17 protein-coding genes are annotated in these 13,553 nt (G+C 67.0%); all 17 read right to left on the bottom strand.

The features are described 5' to 3' along the window. Window positions 1-154: 154 nt before the first annotated feature. On the bottom strand, window positions 155-673 hold the full coding sequence (locus D0T12_RS31620) for a hypothetical protein (RefSeq protein ID WP_147339713.1): 519 nt from the start codon (window positions 671-673) through the stop codon (window positions 155-157). A gap of 244 nt (window positions 674-917) precedes the next feature. Next, window positions 918-2,009, bottom strand: coding sequence for a DUF932 domain-containing protein (locus D0T12_RS31625; RefSeq protein ID WP_117404335.1), 1,092 nt, complete (start codon window positions 2,007-2,009; stop codon window positions 918-920). Window positions 2,010-2,233: 224 nt separating this feature from the next. After that, window positions 2,234-3,022 (bottom strand): hypothetical protein, encoded by a 789-nt coding sequence (locus D0T12_RS31630; protein ID WP_147339714.1) that lies wholly within the window; start codon window positions 3,020-3,022, stop codon window positions 2,234-2,236. A gap of 375 nt (window positions 3,023-3,397) precedes the next feature. Next, window positions 3,398-3,748: a ParB N-terminal domain-containing protein gene (locus D0T12_RS31635; protein ID WP_158581701.1), complete on the bottom strand. Its 351-nt coding sequence runs from the start codon at window positions 3,746-3,748 to the stop codon at window positions 3,398-3,400. 121 nt (window positions 3,749-3,869) lie between these two features. Continuing rightward, entirely contained in the window at window positions 3,870-4,388 is a 519-nt protein-coding gene (locus tag D0T12_RS31640; RefSeq protein ID WP_117404338.1) for a hypothetical protein, read from the bottom strand. A gap of 460 nt (window positions 4,389-4,848) precedes the next feature. After that, window positions 4,849-5,469 (bottom strand): hypothetical protein, encoded by a 621-nt coding sequence (locus D0T12_RS31645; protein ID WP_117404339.1) that lies wholly within the window; start codon window positions 5,467-5,469, stop codon window positions 4,849-4,851. 173 nt (window positions 5,470-5,642) lie between these two features. Beyond that, the gene (locus D0T12_RS31650) at window positions 5,643-6,011 is read right to left on the bottom strand and encodes a hypothetical protein (RefSeq protein WP_117404340.1); all 369 of its coding nucleotides are present in this window, start codon (window positions 6,009-6,011) and stop codon (window positions 5,643-5,645) included. A 177-nt stretch (window positions 6,012-6,188) separates the two neighbouring features. Continuing rightward, on the bottom strand, window positions 6,189-6,320 hold the full coding sequence (locus D0T12_RS37105) for a hypothetical protein (protein ID WP_267900429.1): 132 nt from the start codon (window positions 6,318-6,320) through the stop codon (window positions 6,189-6,191). 159 nt (window positions 6,321-6,479) lie between these two features. After that, window positions 6,480-6,617, bottom strand: coding sequence for a hypothetical protein (locus tag D0T12_RS35670; protein WP_158581702.1), 138 nt, complete (start codon window positions 6,615-6,617; stop codon window positions 6,480-6,482). Next, window positions 6,614-6,874, bottom strand: a complete 261-nt coding sequence (locus D0T12_RS31655) for a hypothetical protein (protein ID WP_147339715.1) — start codon at window positions 6,872-6,874, stop codon at window positions 6,614-6,616. Before D0T12_RS31655 ends, D0T12_RS35670 begins: the two co-directional genes overlap by 4 nt. A gap of 160 nt (window positions 6,875-7,034) precedes the next feature. Next, window positions 7,035-7,241 carry a hypothetical protein gene (locus tag D0T12_RS31660; RefSeq protein WP_117404342.1) on the bottom strand — a complete coding sequence of 69 codons (207 nt, stop codon included), beginning with the start codon at window positions 7,239-7,241 and terminating at the stop codon, window positions 7,035-7,037. Window positions 7,242-7,591: 350 nt separating this feature from the next. Continuing rightward, window positions 7,592-7,771 carry a hypothetical protein gene (locus D0T12_RS31665; protein ID WP_117404344.1) on the bottom strand — a complete coding sequence of 60 codons (180 nt, stop codon included), beginning with the start codon at window positions 7,769-7,771 and terminating at the stop codon, window positions 7,592-7,594. 66 nt (window positions 7,772-7,837) lie between these two features. Then, a complete protein-coding gene (locus tag D0T12_RS31670; RefSeq protein ID WP_147339716.1) occupies window positions 7,838-8,173 on the bottom strand; it encodes a hypothetical protein in 336 nt (111 codons plus the stop codon). 1,068 nt (window positions 8,174-9,241) lie between these two features. Continuing rightward, window positions 9,242-10,084 (bottom strand): hypothetical protein, encoded by an 843-nt coding sequence (locus tag D0T12_RS31675; protein ID WP_117404348.1) that lies wholly within the window; start codon window positions 10,082-10,084, stop codon window positions 9,242-9,244. A gap of 930 nt (window positions 10,085-11,014) precedes the next feature. Continuing rightward, window positions 11,015-11,785 carry a transposase family protein gene (locus D0T12_RS31680; protein ID WP_117404350.1) on the bottom strand — a complete coding sequence of 257 codons (771 nt, stop codon included), beginning with the start codon at window positions 11,783-11,785 and terminating at the stop codon, window positions 11,015-11,017. Between the two features lie 171 nt (window positions 11,786-11,956). Then, window positions 11,957-13,054: a C40 family peptidase gene (locus D0T12_RS31685; protein WP_158581703.1), complete on the bottom strand. Its 1,098-nt coding sequence runs from the start codon at window positions 13,052-13,054 to the stop codon at window positions 11,957-11,959. Then, complete coding sequence (locus D0T12_RS31690; protein WP_117404354.1) at window positions 13,038-13,481, bottom strand: hypothetical protein; 444 nt, start codon at window positions 13,479-13,481, stop codon at window positions 13,038-13,040. The genes D0T12_RS31685 and D0T12_RS31690 overlap by 17 nt, the downstream gene beginning before the upstream one ends. Between the last annotated feature and the right edge of the window lie 72 nt (window positions 13,482-13,553).

Here is a 13,553-nt window from a genome sequence, read left to right on the forward strand (position 1 = left end):
ATAACTCCTGGCAGCGATGCAGAGCGTCACCGGCTGCGCCTTTATGCGGGCCACATGCTCCGGAGGGGGCCGCGATCTCGGTCTTATGTGGTCTGCCTTGGCGACGCCCGGCTCGGCTCGCCACCGCCTCCATGCGGGCGGTGCCTTGCGCGGGTTACAGCGGGGGCAGGGAGGTGACGGTGGCCTTCGGATGGGCGGCCCGCGCCCGCTCCAGGCAGGGAGCGCAGAACGCTGCGTCCGTTAGGGCGGGCTGTGCGTCGGGCCTGCTCTGGTCGAGCTCAACCCAGGTGAGGATCGCCACTGGTGTGGCCAGGTCATCGGGCTCACCGGAGTGGGTGTCGCCGTGGCACCACACCTCGGACCAGGTCCATGCCTTCCACCCGATCGCGTACATGCCGTCGTGGTCGGGTTCGATCCGTTCGGGCTCGTACCCTTCCTGGCCTTCGGTTCCCGGGACCCGACAGATGATCACGTCACCGTCCCAGAACAACTCCTCGGCGTCCTCGTAGGGCGCTCGCTGCTTGGTTTTGGTGACGGCTTCGACGACTCGTTCGACGACCTGTCGGGTGAAGCGCGGGCAGGCGGCGCCGTTCCATGACGTCCAGGTCGCCACTTGGGCGGGAAAGACATCGTGACCATCGATCGTCACATATGCCTTGGCCCAATCGCTCATGACGTCACTCCTCACTGCTCTCTCCAATCGGCTGTATACGGTTGATCGACATGTCGCTGAGACGCCACCGCACAGTTAATCGAAATGGGTGTATATGTGCCATCAAAGCGTTGATTTGCCGCCGCGTACTTCGTAGCGCATATTCCTTCACATCACGGCGCTTGCGTTGTTACGCGGCTTCGGATCGGTGGGGCGCCGCGCCTGTCAGGCACGCGCCCCACCGAGACCCGCGCTGGCCGAGGAGCTAGGCCGCCAGGAGCGCCGGGTTGTTCTGCACGGTGGCCAGGGTGTGCAGGGTGGTGTGGTCCAGCTCGTCGACGCCGCCGGTGACGGCGCGGAGCATGTTGCGCTCGGCGCGTACGGCGCCGCGGACGGTCTGCTCGTGGTGGGTGTAGGTGTTGACCGCTTGGACTACGCCCCAGGCGGTGCCCTTCCAGGGCGCGACGCGCTTGTCGTGGTTCCACAGCCGGGCGAGGGTGTCGCGCTTGTTCTCGGCCATGGTGCGCGAGCGGCCCGGCTCGTCGGGCATCGGCACATGGGCGTCCAGGAACGCGTTCCACTCGGTGTCGCTGACGCTGGTGCGGCAGAGCGTGGTGACCTCGGCGGCGAAGTCGTCGGCGACCTGGTAGATGATGTTGAGTGCCTCGCGGGCCTCGCCGATGCGCAGCTTGGAGTGCCGCGAGTGCTTGATCTTGATCTGCTGGCCGGCCTCGCCCAGCCCCGCGGCCATGGTGTTGTCGCACACGATGCTGGTCACGGCCCGCTTGAAGGTGGTGGCCAGCGACCCGTCGAACGACGTGGCGCCGAACAGGTGGGGGCGGAACTCCACGCCTTCGGGGGTGGTGACGTTGTCGGGGACCTCGACCGACACCCACGCGACCGCGCCGTTCTTGAGCAGCCCGGCGGACCCGATCGACAGGTCGTCGTCCAGCAGCGTGGCGATGGTGTTGATCAGCCACTCGTTGTATTCGTGCGGCTGGTAGGAATCGGTGAAGATCCCCATGGTGTGGCCGGTGTCGGAGCGCTGGATGGCCTTGCGGTCATGGAGTGGGGCCAGCTTGAGCACGCCGGTGTCGGTCACCGCTTCCACCGTGCCGGGGATCGGGACATGCCCATTCGGTGTCCACTCCATCCCCGAGGAGGGGACGTAGATCGGCTGCTCGACCGGTTCCCAATGAAACAGCCGACGGCTGACGTCACCGGTCGGGATGGCGCCCGAGTAGTGGTTGGGTTCGGCGCCTTGCAGGTCGGCCCGGTAGTGCCAGGCCGTGCCGCGCTTGTCGGTGAACCCGATCAGCGTGTTCTGGTTCAGCCATTGCAAGGTCTCTTTGGACATGCGGGACTCTCCCCTTTCTGCGGGAACGGCCCGGGGCGCCGCTGACCCAGCGTGGGCAGCCCAGCAAGGGGCGGGCGGGTTGCGTGGGCGGCCCGTGTGCGGGCAGCGGCACCCCGGGGGAACAAGCACGCCCCCGTGGGCCCAGCCCTCGGGGCGTTAGCAGTCAGCCGGTGCGGCGCAGGGCGGGTTATTCGCGCCGCTGGGCCGGACGTGTGGACGCGCGGTCAGGAATGGAATTGCCAGATGCCCGGGTGGGGCGCGTCCAGCGGGTAGGACGGTGTGTGGTCGCCGTCAGGGCATTTCGGGTCGTCGCGCAGGTAGGTCCAGGCGTGACCGTCGTCGTTGATCACCGCGCGGCACCCGTCCCGGGTGCACCGGCGCTGCACCGGGTGGAAGACGATGCCGTAGACGAACCCGGGCTCGCAGCGCACCAGCAGCGACAGCTCACCGTCGCGGGTGACGTAGGTCCGGGCACCCAAGCCCATTGCGAACAGCCGGGACAGGCCGTGCTGCCAGGACGTGACCGCCTCTCGGTATTCCGGCGAGCCGACGCCGAAAGCGGCGCCGAGCCGGTCACAGTGCGCGCTGGCGGCGGCGATGACGTCGGTGGCCTCCCGCGCGACGGTTAGCACATGCTCATACGGGCGCTGATCGACCCGCTCTACCGGTGGGACGGGCGCGTCCGGGTCCGGATAGGTGCACGGCATTACGTCGATCAGCTCCAACGCCAGCAGGGCACGGGCGGCGAAGGTGTCGGCCCGGTTCAGCGCCGCGTCGCTGATCGCCTCCCATTGGGTCTGTGGGATGGCGAACTGGCCGGGGATGAGCTGGCGGTCGCGGTTGTAGTCGTCCAGTGACTCGCCCAGCGGCGCCAGCAATACGGTGAACACCGCGCGCACCACCGTGGCGACGATCTCCGCAGGACTACCGGCGGCCTCGGTTTGTTTCCTGATTGCGGTCAGCTCGTCACCGGTCAGGGCCCGCTGTGCGCGATAGGTCGTGGTTGAAGACATTGGCACTCCCTCCGGAGCTTGGGACCGAAAACGGTCCATGGCTGGTCATTCGCAGAGTCGGCGCGACGGGAGGAGTCGCCTCCCGTCAGCGCGATCTCCCGCCCCGCCATGTCCACACCTGGTGAGCGGTCACCGGCTCCGATTCGCCCTGGCGGCGAGCCGTGCCGGTGGGCATGAGAAGGGCCAGCAGGCGTGTGGCTTTGGGTCTCGGCCTATTCGCGGACCTCGTCCGGGCAGCCGGTGACGATGCGGGCAGTGCGGGACCGCCCCTCAGGTCGAGATGGGATACAGACATCCACGACGTGACACCGAGCCCTTGTGGGTGGCAGTGCAGCGCGGCCTTGGCCGTCACGCTCGCGTCCGGACCAGGGCGATTCACGGCGAGCAAGGGACCTTGTCGCCGCCGAAGATCCGAACCTGGTATTCCTGGTCTTCATCCAGGACCACGATCGGCAGCTCCGTGACTCCGTCGCGCTGAGCGCGGGCGACGCGATGCCACCCGTCGATGATCATTGCTGAGCCGTCGGCCTCGCGGAGCCGCACCGCGATGAGCGGGCGATCCAGATCCACGGCGGGGATGTGGTCCTCGTCCAGGGCGATCGCGGCGAGCCAGCCGAACCACGGCCGTGGGTCGAACCGGTGGACCGGCAGGTCGGCTGCGATCTGCTGGGCCTTGGTGATGTCCCACCGGAAGGCCAGAAACTGAAACACTTCGCGATCGCTCATCGGGTCCCTCCGTTTGTCTGTTGGCGATCGATAGCGGCGTCTCCTGGACGCTCGCCGGGGCATGGATGCGCCCGACGTCCCGCGGGCTGTGGCCGAACAAGGGGCCAGCAGGCCTGATCGGTCACGGTGTCTGGCTGGTCAGGGGGGACCAGCGGTGGCCGTCCCAGATCTCCCAGCGGGCACCGTCGGGCACGGGCACGTCGGCTAGATGGGCGATCAGGGCAGCGCGCTGGGCATCTGTTGCCGGCGGGTCGACCTCAACCACGTTCACCGGGAAGCGGTCCATGACGACCGCGCGGATCAGGGTCCGCCCCAGCTCTGCCGCGGTGGCGAGGCGCCGGGCGAGGTCGTACTCATCGACGAGGCAGTCCAGCACCCCACCGACGTCCACCGGTTCGCCGCCGTGTCGGCACTGCGCGGCGAAGGCTTCCATGTCCCGCCACGTGAAGACGTTGCCTGCTCCGGGCTGGAAGATCGTTGGACCGCCGCGACCGTCGTTCTCTGCGGCGCCGACGACTCGCTGTCCCACAGCCAGTACGGCGGTGAAGGAAACGCCGTAGGAGTGCATGGCCTCACGAAGGCTGACGACATGCAGGTCGGTATGCGGCACGCTCAGGCCGCTGTGCGGTAGTTCGATCATCAACAGGTCACCTCCTGTCCTGGGGTGTGCGGTCGGCCCGTGCCAGCAAGGGGGCCGGTTGGTCAGCTTCACCAGAACCAGCGGTTGATGCCGGGCACGGTCATGGCGACGGTGGCGCGCGCAGTTGCGGGCCTGGCGGGCGGTCATCGCGTCCCGGAACCGCCGGGCGGCGACCCGTTCTGCCTCACAGGCGCACGCGGCGCTCTCGACCGGGTGATGTATCTGCACGCATTAGCCCGACGGCTCCTCAGTGACGTTCAGCGTCACGGTGTACTCGTTCACGGATTCCGTCTTTCCTGCGTGCGGCAAGCGCGTTGCGTAGGGACGGAGGGAGTTGAACCCCACCTTCAGGGCATCCGCCCAGGACCACGTTCCCGACAGCGGCTTTCGCCTCTTCGAGTTCCGTCCCCACGGGGGCACTCCACCGAGGGAGTGCGCCCGCTCGGCCAGGAAGGCCGGGTTAGATCCGCACCTCGGCGGTCATCGGGGCTTGGCAGCGCGGGCAGAACAGCCCGTCGCGCGCCCATCCGTCATGGTCGGCGCGGGTCAGGTCGGTCCAGGGGATGCGGTCGTGTCCGGTGTCCAGGGTGAAGTCGCAGGCGGTGCAGCCGATATCGACCTCGGTGGAGTTGACCGTGATGGCGTAGGCCGGTTCCTCGCACGTGATCGCGCGCACCTCGACGGCGGTGTTCATGAACCCGCGCGCACCGGATTCGACGGTCAGGAACCGACGTCCGTCGGCGACATCCCACAGGGTGCCGCCGAAGTCTTCGGCCAGGTGGTTCTCAAAGTTGCAGGTGCAGAACGAGTAATCGGTGGACACCTCATCGGCATCGATGCCCAGCGCGGTCGCCAGCGCGTAGCGCAGCACCTTCTGCGAATCGCGCTCGTGGAGCAGGCTGTACCACCGTTCGGACTGGTAGTAGGCGTGCTCGTCGACGTAGGCGTCCAGCGCCTCGTTCAGCGCGTCCTCGACCTTGCGGTCGACCGGCCCGATCGCCTCCAGGAACTCGCCGGTGTCCACCGTGAAGGTCACATCGTCGAGGCGGTGGACGTCGATGCTCACCTCGATCGTGGTCATGGAATCCCTCCCGCAGATGGGAGGTCCCGCAGGCCCCGTCCCCCCTGTCGGGACCTGCGGGACCGGATCGGAAAGAGTGGGTTCGGGGGCTTGCGGCAGCAGTGGCCCGGCGTAGGACCCGACGTTGCGGGCTCAGGAAGCGTCCGCCTGTGCGAGCGCACCAGCGCGGGAGTTCATGCGAAGGCGTGCTCGATCAGGTCGCTGTAGAGGCGCGGCGGTTCGTGATCGTCGTAGTCGAAGGCCGTGATGAATTCGGTGACCGGCTCCGGAACGGTCGCGCTGACCGACCGGTAGCCGTCACCGCTTGGCGTATCGATGTCGACGAACACCTTGTCGGTGACGGTGACCAGCACCGGGCCGGACGGCACGTGCTCACGGACCCGGGCCAGGACGTAGCGCGCGATGGGGCACGCGCACGGGTCTCCCGGGCGGCCGGTGACCTGCGCCGCGCGCAGCCTGGCAGCGACGGCTGAGTGAGTGTTTCCCAGCTTGCTCAGCACCTGCGCCAGCCACCGATCGGTGATCGCATTGTTGATGGGCATGCAAGAACCCCCTTTCGTCCAGGTCGGCGGCGCGGGCAGAGCTGAGCGTTGGTGCACCGATCGGCCGGGTCCCGCAGGTCCCCACCCCCTCGCCAGGGACCTGCGGGACGATCAGACCGGCTCGTACCGCGCCCGCGCGGGCGCATGAGCCGGAACCTTCGGGAATAGCTGTCGGCGTCAGGCGGCTGCCCGGTCGACCAGGTCGAGGTAGTAGCCGCCGTCGAACGCCTGCACGAACCGCTTCACGGCCTCAGACTGCTCCACGCCGACCTCGCGGTACCCGCCGGTGTCGGATTCCTCGATCTCCACGACGACTGCACCCTCGTAGACACGGACCCTCACCTGGGCCGACGGCACCCGCTTGCGCGCATGGTCGGCGACGTACCGGGCCAGGGGGCAGTCGTACCGGCTGCCGCGCTACCAGTGATCTTCGCTTTGCGAAGGGCGGTGTGAATCTGATCGGGGCTGTCACCGACTCGCCAGCGTCTCCACCGCGTCGCTCGGTTCATCGGTGACGTACGGATCAGACTCGGGCAGGCAACCGAGGGATGAGTCGTACACGTGGTAGTGCCGCACGGCCCGTACTGGGCTGATGATTTGGGTCATGCCGCTGCCGCTCCTTCGTATGCCGTAGCGGCGGCGCCCAGCCATGCGCGGCACAGGTTCTGGTGCCGGGTCGTGGTGGCCGAGTAGGACACCGGCGGGATGACCGTACGTCCGTCGGCACGCACCCAGGCGATCGGTGTGGCATAGGAGCGGACGGTGTAGACGATCCCCGGCCCGCGAGCGTCACTGTCGTACTGGCGCGCCCAGGGCAGCGGCAACCGTCCCGTCGAGGACGGTGCGTAGGGCACGGCGCTCATGGCGCCGTGAGTATCGAACGGCTGAAGGCGGGCCAGGGGGCCGTCAGGGCCGCCAACGCCGGAGCGGATGGACACCTTGCCCATCACGATCACCTCGCAAAATCGCAGGGGAGGACTCCCGCCCGGGGGGACGAGGCCCCGGGCGAGAGGCTGGGCTGGGTTACTGGACGGGGCTGTCCGTCCGGCGGTGGCGCAGGGTGATGTAGGTCTCGCGGCCGAACGCGCCAATCGCCAGGGCCAGGTGCAGGGCAACCATGTGCAGGTGCAGGATGATTGCCAGTTCGGCCAGCAAGATGGCGACCGGGGCGATCAGGTGGGCGCGGTGGTGGTCGTCGTGGTGCAGGTGAGGGTGAAGCAGGGGCCGCAACGGGACCGCCTCCTTTGCGGAACTGAGGGGTTGTTCGCAGGTCGGCGTTCACGCAGGCCGTTGGCCGCGTGATGCGTTGTGCTCGGGAGCCGGTGGCGTGGACTGGCCGCGTCCACTAGCCGGGAGACTGCGCGCCGCCTCGTAACTCCGCACCTCACACCGCCTGCAGGTTCGCGGGTGGTGTGCCGGAAGCCACCTAGAACGGAGCCAAGTTCGAGACTCGCCGAGCACAGTCGAGGCCGAGGGGCCCTAATCTCGGCCCGTAAGCCCGTCCGCCTCTCACCGGGCGGATGAGCCAACCCCAGCCCGGGTGACCGGGCACGGTCACCCCGGCGGGGTGTCTATGGGGTTCAGTCGACCGGCCGCGCTTCTGCGGGCAGGCCCAGCACGCGGTTGATCTTACGGGCTTCTCGCTGGGCGCAGCGTTCGCCCCGGTAGATCAGCCCGTCGTGGACGAGTACACCGGTGGCCGGGTTGCGGGTGTACACCCGCCACGGCGACCGGTCCTTACCGACGCGTGGTGCGGACATGGCGATCCTCCAGTGGGACGGGGCAGGGCCGGGAGACACGCGACATCCCAGCCCCGCAACCTGGGGTCAGAGCCGCACGGCCTGGGCTTGGACCTGGTAGCGCTGCCCGCCGATCTCGGCCTTGCCGGTGGCGTAGTAGCCGGTCCGGCCCGAGGAGAACGTCTTGGGCGCCAGGTTCTCGGCGATGGCCGCCAGCACGGAGACCGCCTCGTCCCGCTTGGCGTGGACCTTGACCTTCGGGTCGGCCTTCGAGCCGATCAGCACGGCCTGGGCCTGCGCCTGGTACCGGTCACCGTCCACGGTGATCTTGCCGGTGGCGTGGAAGCCCTTGGACCCGCTGGAGAAGGTCTTGGCCTTAAGGTCGTCCTTGACCATGTTCGCGAGCGCCTGCTGCACACTCACTTCAGCCTCCTGAACGGCGGGGCCCAGGCCCGATGCCCAGGCCACAACCAGGTGGCGTGTCGGAATGGCCGTCCAGGAGCTGCGCTGCCGCCGCCCGTCCGCCGGCCTGGACGGTCTGCTCGTCCAGTGCCGGCGATCAGGCAGACGGGTTGTCCAACCACGCTCCCAGCGCGCGATCCCTGGCCCACCGGACCGCGCGGCCGGGAACAGTGGTGGGCGTCCCACAAAAGGTGCTGTGCCGCTGGGGAGACCGGGACGCATCCCTCCCCGAGCGGGGGCCAGAGCCACAGCGAGCCCGAGATCCAGCGGCGACGATCCCGCACGCGCCATGGCACGGGCGAAATGCGCCGCCCCCGTTTCGGGCTCTCACTTGAATACGGGCACCGAAATGGCCGAACCGTCGGCGACATTCAAGATCCTGTGTTCGCCCGGAGAACGGCTTTCTCCGGTACCTCGTATTCCGTTCTCCCGTGTGCGTGCACAACGGGGACGTGCCGCGCGCGATACGCGCGGACGATACCGTGAGCGGTGCACAGTCAGCGCGTTGTCCGCGCTGTGCGTGAAATCCGCTCTCACTCTAATACGGGCGCCGGAACGGCCGAACCGTCGGCACTCTTCAAGATTCTTTTGCCGGATGAGCCGGAACGGCTACGGTCTAGATTCCGCCGTTTGGTGCGTGCGCGTCTATGTGCGCAGACTGGCCAGTCAGGGTATGGAACAACGGTCGGACCGGTGGCAGGCTCTCAGAGCAGTTGTGACCCCTTAGGGCATTCCCTAGGGAGTCTGGTATCGCGCGGAGAGCCCGTTACAGGCTTTCGGTTGCCGCATCGCGCGTAGGGTACCCGCCCGCGTACGGAATTTGATCACCTGGCGTCAAACATAAAGGTGACGCCAATAGGTGATCTCTCCGGTGATCAGCCGATCGTCACGGATCACGTCGTACGTCTCAGTGACGCACTGATCATGACCGTCCGTTCGGCATTCGTGATTCACTCGTAATTGATCATGCTCGGGGCCACCCAGGCCAGTAGGGAGGGACCCCTAGGGGTCCCTCCCTACTGCCCTCCTTTACTCTGCCTGCTCCGCGTGACTAGTCGTTTCGCTCGGGCGCATGCTCTTGTGCACCATTTCGTCGCGCGCGTCGTCAAGACGCTCGGAAAGCGTCTCCCACTCCCGACGTCCCTTGTCCCGCGTGCGACGGACGTTCCAGCGTGAGCCGTAGGCTCCGCCGTGTTCGGCTTGCGCGACGGTAGAGAGAATGCCCGCACGCTTCAGATCGTCCGCTTCGCTAGCCAGGAAAATGATCTTTGCCAGCGTCGGGAACTCGCTACCGTCACCCCATGCTTTGCGCATGATCGCTTCGCTGAGCTGTGAGACGCCGTTCGCCGTTGCGAGTGCCGTCACGTTCTCAGCGTGCGGGACTCCGCGCATGCGCTGAGCGCCGGGGGTTTCGGTGATCTCGTCTGGCGGAACGTCCAGCCGGTACCCGTTGCGCGCCGCAGCGTCCCGGACTGCCCAGCGCAGAAGAGTCTTGCGCGTGATGATCGTGGTCTGTCCGTCCTTACGGCGGTACTGCCACGCTGCCACTTCGCGGGAGTCGACCCACAGCGAAGCGGTAGGGCAGGACTTCAGCACGTCCCGCAGACGTGAGGCGAACATCAGAACGGCATCTTGCGTGACGTCGTCCGAGACGTCATCGGTGCCGTAGACGCCGTGCCCGCTTCGCGTGACGGTTGCGCTTCCGTCCATGCGCTTACGTGACCGCGTTCCGTCGACCGCGCGGCAGTAGCCGCGTGCCAGCGTGCGCACGTCCGCCCAATCATCGGGGGTCACTCGGGACATGTCCTCTGGGGTGAGATCACCACCCGGAACGTTGATCGGGATTGCCCTTCCCGGAATCCAGTTCGACACGATCCGACTCCGATCGTTTCGTGACGCTTGCGCGTCACTCTTGTGTTCTGCTACCTACTATTAAACCTCCCATTGTCCGGGAATGCAATATGTCCGGAGTCGCTATTTCGAGGCCATTGACGGCCGTGTGACCAGGCATTTTGCGGAGCCGTGCGCGCCACACATTGATCATTCTCGAAGGATTGATCAGCCCAGGGTCCATTCTAGGGCTATATCAAAGAATAAAGCCAACAGGACCTTCCCTCTCATGCCAACAAAGAGACACTCCATTGGCTTTCATCGAACCCCCGTCCCGCCTCAACCAAGCCACCTCCGCCTCTGGTTAGTCCTTCTGACTAGCCAGTCGCGGTTTCATAGAGGTGTGCTGGGACGTCCTAAGCTGGTCAAATGTGCCAGTTCTCCCGCCTGATCCTAAGTGGGCGGGCTATTGGGTTCCCTAATAGGGGGCGCTGCAGGTTCCTAGGTTCGTTTGGTGAATACAGCGGGAGGGCACACGAATGGTGGCCGAGCTCCTGTTCTCTGCGCCGATTGCATCTGGGCGCGTTGCTGATGGCTCGGCCTGAACTGGCGGGCTGCCTCCAGGTAAGCCGCGAGCCACGTGCGCGAGAAAGTGCCTGCATTGATAGGACGGTAAATGCCTAGGCTGTCCCGGTCGGCTTTTTCTCAGGCTTGGGAGGCCTATCTCACGCCCAGCACGGCGAGAGCGGCCGGCTTGGGCTGATCGAGCCCTCGCGCAGGCCTTGGGAAGTTCTTTAGAAGATAACATTACTCGGCCAAGCCAGAATCAGTTCTTGGGTTTTCGGAGGCTTCGGCCACACAGCTGCGGGGATTGCCGGAGGCCAGCCCCGTCCCCCTGGCTCGTCACGGCGTGCACGGTCTACCGCAAAGCGGGCAGTCACAAGATGCTGCATCCGTGAGCTGATTCCAACCTCATTCGGCTTGGTGGTGAAGAGTGAGGATGGCTTGGACGATGGCGGTCAGGCGGCTGGGTGAGCAGCGGGCCTTCCGCAGGATGTGCCAGCGCTTGAGGGTCGCGGCGCCCTGTTCGCCGAGCGCGCGGACCTTGGCGTGGTAGCGGTTGAACAGCTTCTTGCGTTTGCCGAGCTTGCGGCGCTTCTTGCGCTTGTAGGGGGTGCCGACCGCGCCGCCGGCTCCAACGTAGGCCTTGTCGGCGTAGCAGGCGATCGCGCGGCTGGTGAGGGCGTGGATGATGCCGTGGGTGCGGGCGGCGGTCAGATCGTGCGTCGAGCCGGGCAGCGCCGGGGAAGCCCAGATCAGCTCGCCGTTGGGGTCGGTGAGGAACTGGATGTTCACCCCGTGCCGGTGGTGCTTGCCGCTGTGGTACAGCCGGTCGTTAGGGCCGGACAGGCGGTCGATCGGGGCGAGGGTGCCGTCCAGGATCACGAACGCCTTGCGCTGGGCGATCCGCATCGCCTCGCGTAGATCGGGGGCCTGGTCGGCCAGCAGCGCGATGACCTCGGTGACGTAGCGGTGCGCGGTCGCCGCGCCGATCCCGAACGCTGCGGCCAGGCGGGCGAAGGTGTCGTTGCGGCGCAGGTGCACCAGGACCAGGAGGGCCTGGCGCTCGGGGTTCAGCGCTCGCCATCGCGACCCGATCCGGTCCCGGTGATCGCGGACCAGCCCGGTAACGAAGGTCAGGGTCGGACGCGACAGATCCAGCGCGGCACGGTAGAACAGCACATGAAGCTCCTGTGCGGACAAGGTTGATCTTGGTCGACAACCTCATCTAGCAGGAGCTTCACTCATTCACCGCCCACATCCGTCGCCCGCGACGAACCCGTGACCTGCACACTCAGGTTGGAATGGGCTCCGTGGTGGCTATGAACGCCGATGTTTACTGGCGAGCGCTTCTCACCGTTGGGTAGGCCGAACGAAGCCGACCAGGTCGGCGCGCCGGCCGTAGGAGTCGACGGCGATGCCGGGACGGCACGTGGTGCACCGGGCGTTGATCATTTGGTGGGCGTTGAGGACGATGCCGACGTGTCCGGGATTGCTGGGGCTGCTGCCCGGGCCGGAGTTGAAGAAGACCAGGTCTCCGGGTTGCTGGTTGCCCCGGCGGATGTGGGTGCCGTGGCGCCATTGGTCGAAGGTGGTGCGGGGGATGCTGATGCCGGCGGCGCGGTAGGCCATCATGGTCAGCCCGGAGCAGTCGTAGGCGTCAGGACCGTCGGCTCCCCAGATGTAAGGTTTGCCGAGCTGCGCGCGGGCGTAGGTGATCACCTTGGCGGCTGTGCCGCTGGCGGGCTGGGCGGGGACACCGCCGGGCTGGCAGGAGACGTTGTTGGCCGCAGTGATCGTTTGGACGCTGTCGTGGGCGTAGCGGCGGGCCCAGTTCAGCACTTTGCCGATGTATTCGGTGGAGCCGTTGTAGCGCAGCAGGGCGTTGGGGATGTTGGTGGGGGCGCCGTAGGCTTTGAGCATGTTGGCTGCCGCGGGGATGGCGTCGGAGGGGTCGTAGACGTTGGCCCAGCCGTCGCCGTTGCCGTCGATGGCGAATCCTCCGTCTCGTTCGCGGTCCTGCCAACGCTGGCGAGGTGGTCCGCCCCAGTTGTCGGTGGCCTTACCACCGATACCGATCTGCATGGGCCCGGCGGCTCCGGCCAAGTTGGCGCCGGAGCGCACTCCAGAGCCGGGCCGCAGGTCACGTCCGTGGTCGGATTCGACCTTGCCGATGCCAGCCAGGATCGTCCAAGGGATACCGGACTCGTTGCCGACCTTCCGATAAAGGGCCAGGTAGTTGGCGGGGATGGTGCCTTCGGCTTCATCTGAGGTGCCGGGCTGAGGTAGGCATCCGGCCGGGCTGGTGTCGCTGCCGGTTCCGGCGCCGAGGAACACCGCGACCAGGACCATGAGCGCTCCGGCAGCAACGGCCAGCCAGAGTTGGACCGCTCCGGTGTCACCGCTCAGGGCGCGCGGCCCGACCCTCTTGCGGCTAACCGGGGCTCGCATCGGTGTCTCCGGCATTGCCAGCGTTGGCGGGTTGGATGTCGTGGACGGCCCAGCCGTCTTGGCCGGTCTTTACGGTGGTGACGGCGAGATGCTGAGTGCGCTGGCGGCGGCCCGCCGTGGTGGTGACGTCCTGCTGCAGGTCGATGAGAACGATGAGCGAGCTCGGGCCGATGGTGCGGATCTTGATCGCCGTGGCGTGCGCGGCGGCGATCTCGTGGTTGCGTATGCGTTGCGTTTGAAGGGAAGGGGTGCTTGCCGCGCGAGCCAGCGCGGCGTACAGCTCGGGTGTGGTCATGGGCCGCAGTCGCGCGAGGTAAGTCTGCGGTGGTCGGTCATATCGGTGGCTGCCGTAGGCCATGGTGAAGCCGACCGCTAGCCGAATCGCGCCGGTGAGCTGTTGCTGGGTGAGCGGGAGCAGCTCGGTCACGTCGGCCGTTGCTGCGGCGGTGAGTGCCGGGGTAGGGCTGGTCGATGAAGTTGTGGTGCGGTGGTCGGCGTT

This window comes from Actinomadura spongiicola (assembly GCF_003432485.1).
GTDB lineage: Bacteria > Actinomycetota > Actinomycetes > Streptosporangiales > Streptosporangiaceae > Spirillospora > Spirillospora spongiicola.